The 17,110-nt window shown below is 67.0% G+C and carries 14 protein-coding genes; 6 read left to right on the top strand and 8 right to left on the bottom strand.

Annotated elements, in window-relative coordinates:
* Nucleotides 1–50 precede the first annotated feature (50 nt).
* Nucleotides 51–290 (top strand): hypothetical protein, encoded by a 240-nt coding sequence (locus D0Y85_RS06010; RefSeq protein ID WP_025873813.1) that lies wholly within the window; start codon nt 51–53, stop codon nt 288–290.
* Nucleotides 291–299: 9 nt separating this feature from the next.
* Nucleotides 300–707: an RNA-binding S4 domain-containing protein gene (locus D0Y85_RS06015; protein WP_117309831.1), complete on the top strand. Its 408-nt coding sequence runs from the start codon at nt 300–302 to the stop codon at nt 705–707.
* Between the two features lie 84 nt (nt 708–791).
* On the opposite strand, the gene katG is transcribed toward D0Y85_RS06015, so the two are convergent.
* From katG to mutS, 3 genes are all read right to left on the bottom strand, one after another.
* Complete coding sequence (katG, locus tag D0Y85_RS06020) at nt 792–3,032, bottom strand: catalase/peroxidase HPI (protein WP_117309832.1); 2,241 nt, start codon at nt 3,030–3,032, stop codon at nt 792–794.
* A gap of 144 nt (nt 3,033–3,176) precedes the next feature.
* The gene (locus D0Y85_RS06025) at nt 3,177–3,800 is read right to left on the bottom strand and encodes a DUF937 domain-containing protein (protein ID WP_117309833.1); all 624 of its coding nucleotides are present in this window, start codon (nt 3,798–3,800) and stop codon (nt 3,177–3,179) included.
* Nucleotides 3,801–3,919: 119 nt separating this feature from the next.
* The gene (gene mutS, locus D0Y85_RS06030) at nt 3,920–6,511 is read right to left on the bottom strand and encodes a DNA mismatch repair protein MutS (protein ID WP_117309834.1); all 2,592 of its coding nucleotides are present in this window, start codon (nt 6,509–6,511) and stop codon (nt 3,920–3,922) included.
* A gap of 323 nt (nt 6,512–6,834) precedes the next feature.
* Here mutS and D0Y85_RS06035 point away from each other — a divergent pair, with 323 nt between their 5' ends.
* The gene (locus D0Y85_RS06035; protein WP_117309835.1) at nt 6,835–7,440 is read left to right on the top strand and encodes a hypothetical protein; all 606 of its coding nucleotides are present in this window, start codon (nt 6,835–6,837) and stop codon (nt 7,438–7,440) included.
* Nucleotides 7,441–7,467: 27 nt separating this feature from the next.
* Here the strand turns inward: D0Y85_RS06035 and D0Y85_RS06040 are convergent, their stop codons facing one another.
* Nucleotides 7,468–7,860, bottom strand: coding sequence for a barstar family protein (locus tag D0Y85_RS06040; protein WP_117309836.1), 393 nt, complete (start codon nt 7,858–7,860; stop codon nt 7,468–7,470).
* A gap of 238 nt (nt 7,861–8,098) precedes the next feature.
* Between D0Y85_RS06040 and D0Y85_RS06045 the strand changes: the two genes are divergently transcribed.
* The 3 genes from D0Y85_RS06045 (at nt 8,099) to D0Y85_RS06055 (ending at nt 12,351) form a co-directional block, all read left to right on the top strand.
* On the top strand, nt 8,099–10,321 hold the full coding sequence (locus D0Y85_RS06045; protein WP_117309837.1) for a methyl-accepting chemotaxis protein: 2,223 nt from the start codon (nt 8,099–8,101) through the stop codon (nt 10,319–10,321).
* A gap of 154 nt (nt 10,322–10,475) precedes the next feature.
* Nucleotides 10,476–10,844 carry a glycine zipper 2TM domain-containing protein gene (locus D0Y85_RS06050; protein ID WP_025873797.1) on the top strand — a complete coding sequence of 123 codons (369 nt, stop codon included), beginning with the start codon at nt 10,476–10,478 and terminating at the stop codon, nt 10,842–10,844.
* Nucleotides 10,845–11,034: 190 nt separating this feature from the next.
* A complete protein-coding gene (locus D0Y85_RS06055; protein WP_205420741.1) occupies nt 11,035–12,351 on the top strand; it encodes a hypothetical protein in 1,317 nt (438 codons plus the stop codon).
* A gap of 45 nt (nt 12,352–12,396) precedes the next feature.
* Here the strand turns inward: D0Y85_RS06055 and D0Y85_RS06060 are convergent, their stop codons facing one another.
* Genes D0Y85_RS06060 through D0Y85_RS06075 form a run of 4 tightly spaced genes read right to left on the bottom strand, consistent with a single transcriptional unit; the run spans nt 12,397 to nt 17,075 of the window.
* Nucleotides 12,397–13,524, bottom strand: a complete 1,128-nt coding sequence (locus D0Y85_RS06060; protein WP_117309838.1) for an ABC transporter permease — start codon at nt 13,522–13,524, stop codon at nt 12,397–12,399.
* Nucleotides 13,521–14,708, bottom strand: a complete 1,188-nt coding sequence (locus tag D0Y85_RS06065; RefSeq protein WP_117309839.1) for an ABC transporter permease — start codon at nt 14,706–14,708, stop codon at nt 13,521–13,523. Before D0Y85_RS06065 ends, D0Y85_RS06060 begins: the two co-directional genes overlap by 4 nt.
* A complete protein-coding gene (locus D0Y85_RS06070) occupies nt 14,693–15,706 on the bottom strand; it encodes an efflux RND transporter periplasmic adaptor subunit (protein ID WP_025873793.1) in 1,014 nt (337 codons plus the stop codon). Before D0Y85_RS06070 ends, D0Y85_RS06065 begins: the two co-directional genes overlap by 16 nt.
* Nucleotides 15,699–17,075 carry a TolC family protein gene (locus D0Y85_RS06075; protein WP_181950189.1) on the bottom strand — a complete coding sequence of 459 codons (1,377 nt, stop codon included), beginning with the start codon at nt 17,073–17,075 and terminating at the stop codon, nt 15,699–15,701. Before D0Y85_RS06075 ends, D0Y85_RS06070 begins: the two co-directional genes overlap by 8 nt.
* Nucleotides 17,076–17,110: the final 35 nt, after the last annotated feature.

Below are 17,110 nucleotides of genomic sequence, written 5' to 3' on the forward strand. Positions count from 1 at the left end.
GATTGCCGGGAGGCGCACACTAGCATCAAGCCGGTTTGCAGGATGTGGCAATGCATCAACCACAACAGGCGATGCGGATGATCGTGGCGGCCTTGATCGCAGCGGCACTGGCCGCATGTTCGTCGGGTGACCGGCTGGGCGATACCCAGGTGCGGCCGACCGACCGCCCCGAGTGCCTGGTCGGCAGCCAGCGCCAGGACCTGGCGGCCGGCACGCCGGCATTGATCGGGGGCAGCGGCTGCCGCACCGACCCCGACAATCCGCGCCCCCTGAACAAGCGAACGGAGTAGTCCCCACCGATGTCCGAGCTTTCCCCGTTGGCGCCCAGCGTCCGTCTGGACATCTGGTTGTGGGCGGCCCGCTTCTTCAGGACCCGCAGCCTGGCCAAACAGGCGATCGAGACCGGCAAGGTATCCGTGGCCGGGCAGCGTCCGAAATCCTCGCGCGCAGTACGCGTGGGAGAGCAGCTGCTGGTCGATCGCGGTGAAGAACACTTCGAGATCCAGGTGCTGGGCCTGAGCGACCAGCGCGGTCCGGCCCCGGTGGCGCAGCAGCTGTACGCCGAGAGCGAGGCCTCCAAGGCGCGCCGCGCCGAACAGCGTGCGCTGCGCATTGCCGCGCGTGATGGCTACCAGGCACCGGAGCACAAGCCGGACAAGCGCGCACGCCGGTTGATCCGTGCATTGGGTGATATCGACGCCCTGTGACGGCGCCGCCCGGGCGCTGGTAGTCGCCCACCTTGGTGGGCGCTGTGCCAGGTGCCAACCAAGGTTGGCACCTGGCATATCCGGTCAACCGTGCAGGTCGTAGCGATCCAGTTCCATCACCCGGGTCCAGGCGGCGACGAAATCCTGCACGAACTTCTTCTCGCCATCGGCGCTGGCGTAGACCTCGGCCAGGGCGCGCAGCACGGCGTTGGAGCCGAACACCAGGTCGGCACGGGTGCCGGTCCAGCGCGCAGCGCCATCGTTGCGGCCACGGCCTTCATAGCTTTCGCGACCGGTCGCCTTCCAGGTCGTGCCCATGTCCAGCAGGTTGACGAAGAAGTCGTTGCTCAGCGTGCCGGGACGGTGGGTGAACACGCCGTGCCTGCTACCGTCAGCATTGGCGCCGAGCACGCGCAGGCCACCGACCAGGGCGGTCATTTCCGGTGCCGTGAGGGTCAGCAGCTGAGCCTTGTCGATCAGCAGCGCCTCACCCGGCACGCTGTAAGCGCCCTTGAGGTAGTTGCGGAAACCATCGGCAGCCGGTTCCAGCACCGCGAACGATTCGACGTCGGTCTGTTCCTGGCTGGCATCGGTGCGGCCCGGGGTGAACGGCACGCTCAGGTCATGGCCGCCGGCCTTTGCCGCCTGCTCGATGCCGACGCCACCGGCCAGCACGATCAGGTCGGCCAGCGACACCTGCTTGCCGCCCGCGCCGTTGAACTCGGCCTGGACCTTTTCCAGCGCGGCCAGCACTTTGGCCAGCTGGTGCGGCTGGTTCACCGCCCAGTCCTTCTGCGGTGCCAGGCGCACGCGCGCACCATTGGCGCCACCACGCTTGTCCGAACCGCGGAAGGTCGAGGCCGAGGCCCACGCGGTGGACACCAGCTCGGCCACGCTCAGGCCGGTCGCTGCGATCTTCTGCTTCAGCGCGGCGATGTCCTTGGCGTCGATCAACGGATGCCTGGCTTCCGGCACCGGGTCCTGCCAGATGAATTCCTCGGCCGGAATCTCCGGGCCGAGATAGCGCGCACGTGGGCCCATGTCGCGATGGGTCAGCTTGAACCAGGCGCGGGCGAAGGCATCGGCGAAGGCCTGCGGATCAGCAAGGAATTTCCGCGAGATCTTTTCGTAGGCCGGGTCCATGCGCAGCGACAGGTCGGTGGTCAGCATCGTCGGGCGGTGCTTCTTCGACGGATCGTGCGCATCGGGAATCACTGCGTCCGCATTCCTTGCGACCCACTGGTGGGCGCCGGCCGGGCTCTTGCTCAGCTCCCATTCGTTGCCGAACAGGATCTCGAAGAAGTCGTGGCTCCACTGCGCGGGGGTGCGGGTCCAGGTGACTTCCAGGCCGCTGGTGATGGTGTCGCCACCCTTGCCGCTGCCGAAGCTGTTGGCCCAGCCCAGGCCCTGGCTTTCCAGGCCCGCTGCTTCCGGTTCCTTGCCGACGTTGTCGGCCGGGCCGGCACCATGGGTCTTGCCGAAACTGTGGCCACCGGCGATCAGGGCGACGGTTTCCTCATCGTCCATCGCCATGCGGCCGAAGGTGTCGCGGATGTCATGCGCGGCCAGCACCGGATCGGGATTGCCATCCGGGCCTTCCGGGTTCACATAGATCAGGCCCATCTGTACCGCGGCCAGCGGGTTTTCCAGTTTGCGCGAGTGCACATCGCCATCAGCATCGTCATCGGATACCAGCACGCCGTGGTCCTCTTGCACGCCCTCCGAGCCGTGCTTGTAGCGCACATCGCCGCCGAGCCAAGTGGTTTCGCGGCCCCAGTACACGTCCTGGTCCGGCTCCCAGGTATCGGGACGGCCACCCGCAAAGCCGAGCGTCTTGAAGCCCATCGATTCCAGTGCGACGTTGCCGGTCAGGATCAGCAGGTCGGCCCAGGAAATGGCCTGGCCATATTTCTGCTTGATCGGCCACAGCAGGCGGCGTGCCTTGTCCAGGCTGACGTTGTCCGGCCAGCTGTTGAGCGGAGCGAAGCGTTGCTGGCCACGACCACCGCCACCACGGCCGTCACCGATGCGGTAGGTGCCGGCACTGTGCCAGGCCATGCGGATGAACAGGCCGCCGTAGTGGCCGAAGTCGGCTGGCCACCAGTCCTGCGAGTCGGTCATCAACGCCTTCAGGTCGGCCTTCAGGGCACTGTAGTCCAGTCCGTTGAAAGCCTTGGCATAGTCGAAGCCCGCATCAAGGGGATTGGAGCGCGTGGAGTGCTGGTTGAGCAGGTCCACGCGCAGCTGGTTCGGCCACCAGTCGCGGTTGGTCGTCGCATCACCGACGACGGCATGGTTGAACGGGCACTTCGCTTCGCTTTTCATGGGTCTCTACCTGTGGGCTGGCGAATGAGGGAATCAGATCGCTTACCCACCATAGGCATCGCCTAATGATGGGTAAATTCGATTGATTCAACCGATGCGATAGTGGCTGCCTATGATCGGCAGCGCTTGCATCGTTGTGCGCGATCAGCGCTTGAGCAGGCCCGCGCCGAGCTTGAACAGATCGCTGGCGCCGAACTGGCCATCGCCGTCCTGATCGAGCGCACCGCCGAGCAGGCTGCCGATGCCGCCGCCGGAGTGCTGTGCTTCCTGCCCCAGGGCCTGGCTGAGCTGGCCGGCGTTGCCGCTCTGGGCAAACCGCTGGGCCAGGAACGACATGACGATGGGGGCCAGGATCGCCAGCAGCTGGCTGGACCTGCCGCTGTCCAGGCCGGTCTTCTGGCCCAGTACTTCGGCCGCCTGCGAGGTCTGCCCACCGAACACGTGGCCGAGGATGCCGGTACCGTTGGTGGCGTTGCCGCCGCCACCGCCCATCACCGCGCCGAGGATGCTGCCGATGTCGAAACCGCCGCCAGCACCACCACCGCCGCCCGAACCGAGGTGGTCGCGCTGCAGGGCATTGAGGAGGGACTGCGCACCCTGCGGCTCGCTGGCGTTCTGGCCCATCGCGCCGAGCAGCAGCGGCAGCGCGCTGCCGACGGCCTGGGTAGCCTGGCTGCTGTCCAGGCCGAGCTGCTGCGAGACCTGCTGCAGGCCTTGGCCCTGCTGCAGCTGCTGGAAGAGGGATGCAGCAAGGGATTCGGTGTTCATGGCGGTCTCCGGTCTGTGAAGGACGAACCGCCCGAGCATAACGCCGTGTACACGACGGCAATGCGAAGGCTTCATGGCGGGCGTCCGCCGGGCAGGGCCGGCGGAACCTGCGCCCTCCCTTACAGCAGCGCCTTCAACCGGTACAGCGCTTCCAGTGCCTGCTTCGGGGTCAGCTCGTCCGGGTCGATCGCGGCCAGCGCCTCCTGCGCCTTGTTCGGCGGAGCGGCAAACAGCCCGAACTGCTGCGGGGCATCCAGCGCCTGCGGGGCAAGTTCGGCGGCATGGCTTTCGCCACCGCGCTGTTCCAGCTCGGCCAGGCGTCGGCGCGCCTGTGCCACGGTGGCACGCGGCAGGCCGGCCAGGGCGGCCACCTGCAGGCCGAAGCTGCGATTGGCCGGACCGTCCTTCACTGCATGCATGAACACCAGCGCTTCGCCGTGCTCGACGGCATCCAGATGCACGTTGGCGATGCCGCTGCGGCCGCCTTCGTGCTGTTCGTCGGCCAGCGCGGTCAGTTCGAAGTAATGGGTCGCAAACAGCGTGTAACAGCGGTTTTCGTAGGCGAGGTGGCGCGCTACCGCGTCGGCCAGGGCCAGGCCGTCGTAGGTGGACGTGCCGCGGCCGATCTCGTCCATCAGCACCAGCGAATGCGCGGTGGCGTGATGCAGGATGTAGCTGGTTTCGGCCATCTCGACCATGAAGGTCGACTGCCCGCGGGCAAGGTCGTCGCCTGCGCCGATGCGGGTCAGGATGCGGTCGATCGGGCCGATCAGCGCACGGCTGGCCGGCACGAAGCTGCCGATGTGGGCCAGCAGCACGATCAGCGCGTTCTGCCGCATGTAGGTCGATTTACCGCCCATGTTCGGGCCGGTGATGACCAGCATGCGACGGTCCGGGTGCAGGTCCAGGTCGTTGGGCTCGAACGGCTGGTCCCGCACCGCTTCCACCACCGGATGGCGGCCGCGCTCGATCTTCAGGCACGGCTCGGCCTGCAGCTCCGGGCGCGCCCAGTCCAGCGCCTGCGCACGTTCGGCGAAGGCGGCCAGCACGTCCAGTTCGCTGAGTGCGGCAGCACACTGCTTGAGCGGCTCCAGCTGGGTGCCCAGCGTGTCCAGCAGCTGCTCGTACAGGTACTTTTCGCGCGACAGCGAACGGTCGCGGGCGGACAGTACCTTGTCTTCGAACGCCTTCAGTTCTTCGGTGATGTAGCGCTCGGCGTTGGTCAGTGTCTGGCGGCGGGTGTAGTGCACCGGCGCACGGTCGGACTGGCCCTTGCTGATTTCGATGTAGTAGCCGTGCACACGGTTGTAGCCGACCTTCAGGGTGGCGATGCCGCTGCTCTCGCGCTCGCGCTGTTCCAGGTCGACCAGGAACTGGTCGGCGTGGGTCGACAGGCGGCGCAGCTCATCCAGCTCGGCGTCGAAGCCATCGGCCAGCACGCCACCGTCGCTGAGCTTGAGCGGCGGCATGTCGGCGATCGCGCTGGCCAGCAGGTGGGCGCATTCGTCGTGTTCGCCAAGCGCGGCGTGCAGGGTCTGCAGGCGCGGTGAATCCAGCGGTGCCAGTACCTCGCGTACGGCCGGCAGCAGGCCGAGGCCATCGCGCAGGGTCGAGAAGTCGCGCGGCCGTGCCGAGCGCAGGGCAACGCGGGTGAGGATGCGTTCCAGGTCGCCGAGGCGGCGGAACTGTTCGCGGATATCTGCGTCCGCGCCACGGTCGATCAGTGTTTCCACCGCGTGGTGGCGCTGCACCAGCACCTCGCGCAGGCGCAGCGGCCGATGCAGCCAGCGGCGCAGCAGGCGGCCGCCCATCGGCGTCACCGTGCTGTCGAGCACGCCGAGCAGGGTGTTGCGGGTATCGCCGTCGACGCGGGTGTCCAGCTCCAGATGACGCCGCGTTGCCGCGTTCATCGCGATCGCTTCGCCGGCGGTTTCCATCGAGATGGAGGTCAGGTGCGGCAGGCGCTGTTTCTGGGTTTCCTCGACATAGCCGAGCAGGGCGCCGGCAGCGGCCGTGGCGCGCGGCTTGTCGTCGATGCCGAAGCCGCTCAGGTCATGCAGCTTGAAGAAGTTCAGCAGCTGGCGGCGGCCACTGTCGGCGTCGAACAGCCAGGGTGCGCGGCGACGCACGCCGCTGCGCTGGCGCAGGAACTCCGGCCAGTTCTCCTCATCCGGCACCAGCAGTTCGGCCGGCTCCAGGCGCGCGAGTTCGGCTTCCAGCGCGTCATCGGTGTCCACTTCGTTGACCAGGAAGCGGCCGCCGGCCAGGTCGGCCCAGGCCAGGCCATAGCCGCTCTTGTTGCGCGACAGGGCCATCAGCAGGGTGTCGCGACGCTCGTCCAGCAGCGCTTCGTCGGTGACCGTGCCGGGGGTGACGATGCGCACCACCTTGCGTTCGACCAGCCCCTTGGCCAGTGCCGGGTCGCCGATCTGTTCGCAGATCGCCACCGATTCGCCCAGCGCGACCAGTCGTGCCAGGTAACCCTCGTAGGCGTGCACCGGTACACCGGCCATCGGAATCGGTGCGCCACCGGAGCTGCCGCGCTGGGTCAGGGTGATGTCGAGCAGGCGCGCGGCCTTGCGCGCATCGTCGTAGAACAGCTCGTAGAAGTCGCCCATGCGGAAGAACAGCAGCAGGTCCGGGTAGTCGGACTTGGCTGCGAAGAACTGCTTCATCAGCGGGGTGTGTTCGGCGGACTTGTCTTTGGACATGGGACTCGTGGATCAGGGGCGTCCGCTCGCGCCGGAGGGCAGCGGGGCGGAGCGGGTACAGGGTTGTCCATGGTAACTGGTCGGGGCAGGGGGACGCTTTTGCCGGGGGCGTGGGCGCGTGTCGCAGGCGAACAGCTGCGGTGGTGCGTGCGGCTTTCAATGGTTGTGCGGGAGGCTCGGGCGATGGGCAATTGCGAGTGAAACGGTCGTTGCCGGCGCCGGCCTGCTGGTTCTGGGTGAATCCGCGTTGCGGGTCACAGCTTTTGCCGGGACGTCCGGCGGAGGGTGGATCGCCGCAATCGGGCGGTCAATCGGAGTCATGCATGTTCCGTCGGGTGTTGCTTGCGATATTTCTGGCCTGCACTGCGGGTCGTTCCCTGTCGGCAGAGGCGGCGCCGTCGAATGACCTGCACCACCTTGCGTTGCGGGTGCTGCACGACGGGGTTCCCGCGTTCTCGCCCCGGCTGAGCGTGCGGCAAGGGCGAACGGCGACCGTCGCGCTGGAGGGCAGGCATGGGCAACGCTACAGCCTGGTGATCGACATTGCCGAAGCGGTGGCCGTCGCCGGCGAAGCAGGCGCAGACCTGCAATGGAGCCTGTGGCAGGACGGGACGCCGCTGCAGGAGGGCGCATTGACGATCTCTCCGGCGATGGTGCAGGCGGCGGCACTGGAGGGGCGGCCGCTGGGTGTCCGCAAGCGTGGGCTGGGCGGGGCACAGGTCGACGTCCAGGTGCTGGACTATTCGGTGGAAGCGTCGCCCTCGGAAGGAGATGGCAGGGCGACTGCCTGTGCCATCGCCTCGCCGATGGCAACCGCTCGCGATAAGGGATGTTGTGCCGCGAGGTGCCAGGATGGCAGCGGACAGTCGCTCAAGTGCTGTGGTGCAAGCTCCTGCTGTGCATGTGGTACCTGTTGCCACGTTCCTTGATGGGCGTCGGCAGCGGGCGTGGCAGCCTCAGGCCTGTACCAGGGTGATGTCCGGGTGGCTGGCGAAGATCTCCATCACGATGTCGAAGTAGGTCTGCCCCTCGCCACGTTGCAGGGCGTCCAGCTGGCGGCCGATGGTTTCGGCATTGAACGTACCCGGCTGCCGCAGCTTGTCTTCCAGCCACGCCCGCGTTGCATCCACTCCCAGTGCCTCGCGGCTGCGGTCGATGTCGCGCCAGACCAGCGTGGCGGTTTCGTGCCCGGCCAGCGCGCCATAACCGCCGTACAGCAGATCGTCCAGCCCATCGAGACTGGGCCCGAGCTGCCAATCTTCGCCGGCCATGAATACCCGATTGATCTCCGCATAGAGGCTGGGGATATCGACAATGGCGGTGCCATCGATCTGCAGGAATACGGTCATGCGCCGACTATAGCGTTGGGCTGCCAAAGAGCGCGCGACTTATTCATCGGGGTGATACGTTCCCAACCCGCCATTGCTGGACGATGCGGGGCTGCGGGGGGGGCAATCAGCAGGCAGCAAAGAAAGAAAATCCGCTTGAACGCATTTATGTTAATGAGGCGTTGTTTCAATAAATGTACTTAAAGTTTCCCCAGGGTCGTGCCGCCACCGATATAGGGCCACGATCAAGGGAATTGAGATGCTCGCCTTACGCAACCTCCGTGTGGGATCCCGGCTTTCTGCCGGCTTCGGTCTGCTGTTGCTGTTCATCCTGGCCATCGTTGGCCTGGTGTTGTACGGAAACCATCTGAAGTCCGCCCAGTTCGAGAAAGTGGTGGGCGTGAACATGGTCAAGATGCGGATGTTGAACGACATGCTCGATACCAACAACACGGTGCTGATGCATCGTCGCCTGATGGTGATCAAGCGCGGCGAGGAATTTGACAAGGATTACCAGCGGTTGCAGGAGCTGAGCCGTACCTACGACGGCATCTGGGACAAGTACGTCAAGATTCCCCGCGATGCCACCGGCGATACGCTGGTGGCGCAGATCGCCGCGGCACGCAAGGCCACCGACGCCTCCACTCAGCAACTGCACGAGCGGATGAAGGCAGGCGACTACGACGGTGCAGCTACCGAGTTGCTGGCCGAGCAGGGGCTGGCCACGGCCTGGAATGGAGCAATCTCCAGCCTGCTGCGGCACCAGGAAGCCCTGACCGAACGCGGCCGTGAGGAATACCGCGCCACGGAAGCATGGACGGAAACCCTGTCCATCGCCTTCGGTGTGCTCAGCCTGATTCTCGGCGCACTGGCCGCGTGGGCGATCACCCGCAGCCTGACCCGCCCCTTGGCGGGCGCGGTGAAGTTGGCTGATGGCATCGCCAACGGTCGCCTGGACAACGTCATCGATGCTTCGGGCAATGACGAGGTGACCCAGTTGCTGAAGTCCATGCAGCGCATGCAGGGGCAGCTGCAGGCGGTGATGGCCGCGCAGGGCGAGATGGCGCGGCAGCACGATGATGGCAGCCTGGGTTATCGGATGGACGAGAGCGCCTTCCCCGGCGACTACGGGCGCATGGTGCATGACACCAACGCGCTGGTGGGCTCGCACGTGCAGGTGCAGAACCGCTTGATCGAGGTGATGCAGCACTACGCGCGCGGCGACCTGTCGGTGGACATGGATCGCCTGCCCGGCGAGAAGGCGGCGATCACCCAGGCCATGGACGAGACCAAATCGAGCCTGTCGGCCATCAACGGCGAGATCCGCCGGCTGGCCACAGCCGCAGCCGCGGGCGACTTCAGCCTGCGCGGTGACGAAGCACGCTTCGAGCATGATTTCGGCGAGATGGTGGCCGGCCTGAACCGGTTGATGCAGACCACCGACGAGAACCTGGTGCAGGTGTCGAGCCTGTTGCAGGCGATCTCGCGCGGCGATCTGACCGTGCGCATGCAGGGTGACTTCCACGGCGTGTTTGCCCGCATGCGGGACGACTGCAATGCCACCGTTGAGCAGTTGACCCAGATCGTCGGCCGCATCCAGGCCAGTGCATCCAGCATCAATCTGGCGGCAGGGGAAATCGCCTCGGGCAATACCGATCTGTCGCGGCGTACCGAGCAGCAGGCGGCCAACCTGGAAGAAACGGCAGCGTCGATGGAGGAGCTGACCTCCACGGTGAAGCAGAACGCCGAACACGCGCGCCAGGCCAACCAGCTGGCGATCGGTGCACATGGGGTGGCCTCGCAGGGCGGCGAGGTGGTCGGCCAGGTGGTGACCACCATGAGCGCCATCGAAGCGTCGTCGAAGAAGATCGCCGAGATCATCAGCGTGATCGATGGCATCGCTTTCCAGACCAACATCCTGGCGCTCAATGCCGCCGTGGAAGCCGCGCGTGCGGGTGAGCAGGGCAGGGGCTTTGCGGTGGTGGCCAGCGAGGTGCGCACCTTGGCACAGCGCTCGGCGGGTGCGGCCAAGGAGATCAAGGGCCTGATCGAAGAGTCGGTGGGCAAGGTGTCCGACGGCTCGGCGCTAGTGCGTCAGGCCGGCACGACGATGGGCGAGATTGTCGCCTCGGTGCAGCGGGTGACCGACATCATGGCGGAGATCTCTGCAGCCTCGCAGGAGCAGAGCTCGGGCATCGAGCAGGTCAACCAGACGGTGATGCAGATGGACGAAACCACTCAGCAGAACGCCGCGCTGGTGGAAGAGGCCAGCGCGGCAGCACGTTCGATGGAGGAGCAGGCCAACCTGCTGGCCGAGGCGGTGTCGGTGTTCCGCACCGGCGCTTCGGTCGCGGCGGCAGCGGTCCGGCCGATGTTGGCAGCGGTCGCTGCAAGCGTGCCGCCGGTGCGTCGCGCGACCGGCGTGCCGCCGCGAAATGCCCCGTCGCTCGCTGCCAACACGGGTGGGTGGGAAGAGTTCTAGGCCGAGTGGGAGGCGGCGCCCATCGCGAGGCTGGTCGCGATGGGCGCACTTTTGTTTCCTGAACCGATGATGGCCGCTGAGCGCTTGGAGACGTGGATTTCACCTGCAGTTGCCACGTGCAGGCAGACACTTGCGCCATACCGGAGCACAGGAGATGGCCATGAAGACCTCGACCCGATTGATGGTGCTGGGCACCCTGCTGGCGGCCTCGTCCGTTGCTGGCGCACAGAATTACGGCCCGCGTGATGAAGGGCGCAAGTTCAACGATGGCAGCCGCGTGGTCTGCAAGAACGTGGAAGTGCAGCGTAATACCCGCGATCCCAACCGCATCACCGGTACCGCTACGGGCGCCGTGGTCGGCGGCCTGCTGGGCAACCAGGTAGGCGGCGGCAACGGCAAGAAGCTGGCGACCGTCGCCGGTGCCGTGGCAGGCGGTGCAGCTGGGCGCCAGATCCAGGGCAACCATCAGCAGAAGACCGGCGACCGCGTGGTCGAGCGCCGTTGTGAGCGCGTCTATCGCTGATACCTCCATGCGATAACCCCTTCCACACTGCTGTACCCCGAACGCCGACCCTGTGCCGGCGTTCTTCATTTTCGGACCCGTCCCGTGGGGCAGGGCGCATGCCTATACTGCGCCGACCTCCAAGGATGAATCGCCAGTGAACAAGTCGAGCGCTGTAGACCGTCGGGAACCGTCCGATGTTGCGGATGCAATGCCTCGCACGACAGCCAGCTACTCCCGCGTGCGTGACCGCACCGACGAGCTGGAGCTGTTCATTTCCGGCCTGCTCGCCTTCGCACTGCTCGCCGTGCCGGGCTACCTGTTCGATGCGTGGGCGCGCAGCAGCCTGCATACCGAAGGTGTCTATTTCCAGGCGCTGTGGTTCGCCTTCAGCATCGGCGTCGGCATGTGCTACGTGCTGGCGGTGGCCTTGATCATCCACTTGGCCGTGCGCGGCTACTGGATCGGCCTGATCGGCCTGAAATCGCACTTCCCCAACGGTATCGACTGGGATCGGTTGACGATGCTGGGGCCGTTCTCACGCGCGTTCCTGCAGCAGCGCGACGGCGGCCTCGACGGCACCATTGAACGCGCGGACCGGCTTGCCACCATGCTGTTCTCGACCACGCTGTTGTGCGTGCAGACCCTGGCCGGCACGCTGGTGGTAGCCATTGTCTCGCTTGGCGTGGCGATGGCCATCGGCGCCGCCTTCGGCGATGTCGATCGCATCACGCTGGGAATCGTTGCGGTGTTGATGCTCTGTCTGCTCGGTCTGGCGATGGTGCCGATGCTGCTGGAAAAGTCGATCGCGCGGCGTCGCGCGCGGGGCCTGGACACGGCACGGCAGGAGAAGGGACTGCAGTCGGTGCTGGCTGGCCTGCAGCGGGTACCCATGCTGCGCCTGCTGCAGACCATGCAGTGGACCCTGCAGAGCAACCTGCGCGGCCGCTCGTTCACGGTGATCTATATTTCGGCGGTGATGCTGGCGATGGTGCTCGCCGCCCTGCAGGTCTATGGCTCGATGACGTTCTCGCTGTTCAACCGCTACACCGTGCTGACCGAGGAGGCAGTGAACCACGGCATGCTGGGCGCGCACTACGAATCGCTGCGCTCGGCGCACGACCAGTTGCTGCCTTATCCGATGATTCCGGCCGATACCATCAGTGCATCACGGTTGCGCCTGTTCATTCCCCATCGCCCGCAGCGTGACAACCCGGTGGCGCGACAGCGCTGCGCCGGTGGTGCGCGCAATGAAGCGCAGGGCGCACTGGCCGCGACAGCAGCGGTGAACTGCATGGCCACGCTGTGGACGGTGCAGCTCGACGGCGGCAAGGTCGACCTGCACGATTTCGTGCCGATGGAGCGCCGCGACCTGGACATGCGCGGGCTGGTGGGCTATCTGCCGATGGCGGACCTGAAGCCGGGCCGGCATGACCTGCGACTGGTCTGGAACGTGGACGGCGGCGAACGCGGCCCCAGCCGTCGTCGCGAATACAGCATCCCGTTCTGGTACGCGCCAGACCCGTAAAAGGGGACGGAGGGGATCAAGTCGCTTTCCCCCTCTCCGTGCCAGCTACGACTTAATACCCTTCGTTCCCTTTGGGCTGTGCAGACGCCAGAGGGCGAGGGCGCCGTACAGCACCAGCAGCACGGCCAGGGTGATCAGTTCGCGGCTGACCTCGGCCAGGCTGGCGTCCATCTGGTTCAGGCGCACCATCAGGTTGATGCCGGAGGTGGTCGGCAGCAGCTGCGCCAGCCACACCAGCGGGCGCGGGGTCATCACCGCCGGCCACGACAGGCTGGCCAGGAAGAACAGCGGGATCGAGGTGGCGATGATGTACTGGAAGGCGCGTTCGCGCGTGCGGAAGAAACTGCCGACGAACAGGCCGAACGCCACCGTGGCAGCGATGAACAGGGTGCCGCCGAGCAGCTGGCCGAGCGGGTTGCCGCCACGCGGATAGTCCTGCACCCAGGCGGTGAAGCCGGCGTACCAGAACAGCCCGAACAGCCCGATCAGGCCGAAGCCAAGGGCCATGCCGGTCAGGGTGGGCAGGTCGAACTGCAGGCGCCGGCCCAGCACCAGCCGGCGACCGCCGAGCAGCACGCCGATGCCCATCAGCAGCGTCTGGTGCACGATCAGTTCGGCCACGCCGGGCACGATCGCGCTGCCATAGCCTTCCTGCGTGTTGAACAAGGGCCGCTGCACGAGGGTGACCGGTGGTGCCTGTGGCGCGCCCATGAACGCGGCCTGGGTGACCGCCGCCTCACGGCCGAACGCACCCAGTGCATCGGCCACGCTGCCCAGCACCCAGCTGGCGCGGCCGAGGTAGGCGCCGTTGCCGAGCAGCACCAGTTTGGCCGGACGCCCGCGCAGGATGTCGCGTTCCAGATTGGCCGGGATCAGTACGATGCCTTCGGCCTGGCCCGCTTCCAGCTGTGCGCGCGCTTCCTGCAGGTCGGCCGGTTGCCCGACCACATGGGCCACGCGCAGCGAATCGAGCTTGCGCAGCAGCTCGCGGCTGGTCGCGCTGTGGTCTTCATCGACCACCAGCACGGGCAGGTTGCCGGCCACCTGGTGGCGATAGGCGGCGGGGTAGAAGAACGAGTACAGAATCACCGCGCCGACCATCACCACGATCGCGTAGCGGTCGCAGAGCACGGCCAGCAGGGTCTGTCGCAGGCTGTGCCAGATCCGGCTCATGCGCCTGCCCCGGCGGGTTGGGCGGCCTGCGGCGTGCGCGCGAACGCCAGCAGGCGCCAGCCGCCGATGCCGCCAGCAACCGCGATCATCAGCAGCAGCGTGGCCAGCGGCCATAGCGACACCGCCAACGGCGAGCCGATGAACTGCTGCTGGGTCTGCAGCTTGATGTAGGCGCTGAGCGGCAGCAGCAGGTGCCAGACGCGGGTGAACAACGGTGCGTCGATCACCGGGAACGTGGCGCTGGAGAACGCCAGCGCGGTGCCGATGCTCAGGCCCACGGCGGACAGGGCCGTGCCCATGTCACGGGTGACGCCGACGAAGAACAGGGCATAGGCCGCGGTGGCCAGGTAGAACAGCGGCTGTGCGAGCAGCAGCAGAAGCACGCTGCCAGCGATGCCGTCGCCACGCAGCCAGGCCAGGTAGGCCGCGCCCAGCGCGCCGTACAACGAGAACAGCAGCACGTAGGGCAGCACCTTGCCGGCAATGGCCGACCATGGTGCCTGGCCCAGCCAGGCGGGCAGGGTACCGTCGCGGATCTCACGGCCGAGGCTGCCGGCCACGGCCAGCGCCAGTACCAGCGACAGTACCGCCGGGAAGATCAGTGGCAGCAGGAACAGCTCGTAGCTGCGCGCCGGATTGAACAGGATGTCCGACTGCACCGCGATGGGCGCGGCACGCAGCTTGCCCGGCCCGACCTGCAGGCCGATGCGCTCGCGCAGCAGCCGCGCGTTCCATGCCGATACGGCGTCGCCGATATCCCGCGCGGCGGACTGGCCGGTGGTCATGTACGTGGCGTTGTAATAGGAAAACACCGTGCCCTGCCGGCCGCGCAGCGCCTGGCGGGTCACATCGCGCGGCACCAGCACCACCGCGAACACCTCCAGCCGGCGCAGCTGCGCGCGCGCCTCCTCCATATCGGCCGGTTGGCGGGCGATGCGCACGCCGGGGCTGGCGTCGAGCATGCGCAGCAGCAGGCGGCTGTCGCTGCTGTGGTCAAGGTCGACCACTGCAATCGGCACATCGCGCATCACCGATGCGGAGAACATCCAGGCCATCACCACCAGCATCAACAGCGGCAGCACGGTGACCAGTGCAAGGTCTGCGCGATTGCTGCGCAACCGGCGCAGTTCGCGCTGCCATGAGCTGCCGAAGCTGCTGCGGCTGGTGTTCAGTGCTGCGGCCATGCGAACAGCACGCTCATGCCGGGGCGGAAGCCCTCGATGCGGCGTACCGGGCGCACCCGCACTTCGAAGCTGCGCACGTCGTAGCCCGATGACTGGCGGGTGGTGCGCCAGGTAGCGTAGTCGCCCGCAGGATTGATGAAGTAGACCTCGAACTCACCGTCCTTGCCGAGTGCCGGCACGCTGCCCTGCAGCTTGCTGCCGACCTTCAGGCCCTGCATCTGCGATTCGCGCAGGTTCATCGACACCCACATGCGGTCGATGTCGACCAGGGTGAACACCGGGTAGCCGGCCGGTACCAGTTCGCCCGGGTCAGCCATGCGCTTGTTGATCTCGCCGGCCACCGGCGCGCGGCCTTCCACTTCAACGCGCGCGGCGTTGACTTCCGCCACCGCACCCTGGGCCTGCTGCACCTGGCCCTGCGCGGCACGCTTGTCCTGTTCGCGCGCGCCGGTCAACGCCATGTCGTACTGGGCGCGGGCGGCGCGGGCCAGTTCGCGCGAGCTGGTGGCCTGGGCCGCCGCTTCATCGCGCTTCTGCCGGGTCATCACCCCTTCGTTGAACAGGTTCTGCACGCGCCGGTAAGTGGCATCGGCAAGGGTCGCACCGGCCTCGGCGCGCTTCCAGTTGGCTTCGGCCGCGCGGATGTCTTCGCTGCGTGCGCCTTCGGCGGCCTTGTCGGCCACCGCCTGCGCCGCAGCCAGTGCGCCGTGCGCCTGCTGTTCCTTGGCTGCTACTTCGGGGCTGTCTAGCAGGAACAGCACCTGCCCGGCCTGCACGCGATCGCCCTCGCGGACCTTCAGTTCGGCCACGCGCGCGGTGATCTTGGCGGACACGTTGAGGGTGTCGGCGTCGGCCATGCCCTGGATCTGGTCGGCGGGGCTGCGCCAGGCCAGCCACAGGCCCAGCACCACCGCCACCAGCAGCACCACCAGCAGAATCGGCCCCAGCCGGCGCTTGCCCGGGGGCGTCGTTGCTTCGTCGTGCAACACATCACTCATGATCAATTACCTCGTCTGCACGCCGCCGATGGTCTTCGAAGCGGTCCATCTGTCCACTCACCTCGAGCAGTTGTGCCAAGGCGATATCGTATTGGTAGGCGGCCTGCGCACGTTCGACGCGGGCACCGCCGAGACCGAGCCGTGCGTCGATCACGTCCAGCGAGGTGGCCTGGCCTTCGCGGAAGGCCAGCTCCTGCAGGCGCAGGTTCTCGTCGGCCTGGGCGATGCTGCTGTCCAACAGCACGAACTGCTGGCGTGCGGTTTCCAGCTCGTTCCAGGCCTTGCGCACACCCAGCGCGACCTGGTTCTCGGCCTCGCGCAGGCCGGCCTCGGCCTGTTCCTGCTGCGCGCGTGCCGCACTGATCTGTGCCGGCCGTGAGTTCGGCGACAGGAACGTGTACTTCAGGCCGATGCCAAACGCCCAGTCCGGATCGGTCAGCATTTCGTCGCGGCGGCGGAAGTCGTACTGGCCGAACAGGAATACCGTTGGCTTCAGCTTGGCCTGCTGCACGCGCACGCCCTGTTCGGCCTGCGCCACGATCGCCCGCAGGCGGGCGATCTGCGGCTGCCGTGCCTGCGCGGTACGCTCGAAGCTGGCGACCGGTTCCAGCGGCGCGCGCTGCACGAACAGCGGCGACAGCGGCTGCACATCGCCTCCACTGCGCAACAGCGTGGCCAGCGCAGCCTTCAGCGTGGCCAGATCATTGAGCGTCTTCTGGTACTCGCGCTCGGCCTTGTCGCGGGCGACGGTGGCCTGCAAACGCTGCGCACGCGTAGCGAAGCCTTCGCGTTCCAGCTTCTCTGCATCGGACAGGTGGCGGTTCAAGCCGTCGCGCACATCGCGGCGCACGACCACTGCCTGTTCGGCCAAGCGCTGACCGAAGTAGGCCTGGGCCAGTTGCACGGTCAGCGACTGCCGCTGCGCTTCGCGCTCGGCGCTGGCCTGTTCGCTGGCCGCGCCGGCAGCACGCTGCGCGGCCGGAATCAGGCCGCCGGTGTACAGCGGCAGCACCGCAGTGACCACCGGCCGTGTGCGCCAGTCGCGCTCGGTGAACGACAGCGGTGAGTCGATGCCAAAGGCTTCGGCCACCGGCGCCAGCGAGCCCAGCGGCAGGGTCAGTGTCTTCTGGAACTGCAGCCGCCGCACTTCGCCGGTGATCTCCGGCAGGCGCAGCAGGCGGGTGGCCTCGTGCAGGTCTTCCTTGTTGCGCACGCCGGCATCAGCAGCGGCCAGCGCGTCGGAGACCTGTTCCAGGCGCTGCCGCGCCTGTTCCCATTCCAGTGCGGGAGGCGCGCTGGTCTGTGCCGCTGCAGCCAGCGGCAGGCTGGCCAGCAAGGCCAGGCCGGCAGCGCCGAGCGCGCGATGCATCCTTGTCCGTGGGCAGCTCAGGCGCATGCCGTTCC

The sequence above is a fragment of the Stenotrophomonas sp. G4 genome (assembly GCF_003428825.1).
Classification (GTDB): domain Bacteria; phylum Pseudomonadota; class Gammaproteobacteria; order Xanthomonadales; family Xanthomonadaceae; genus Stenotrophomonas; species Stenotrophomonas indicatrix.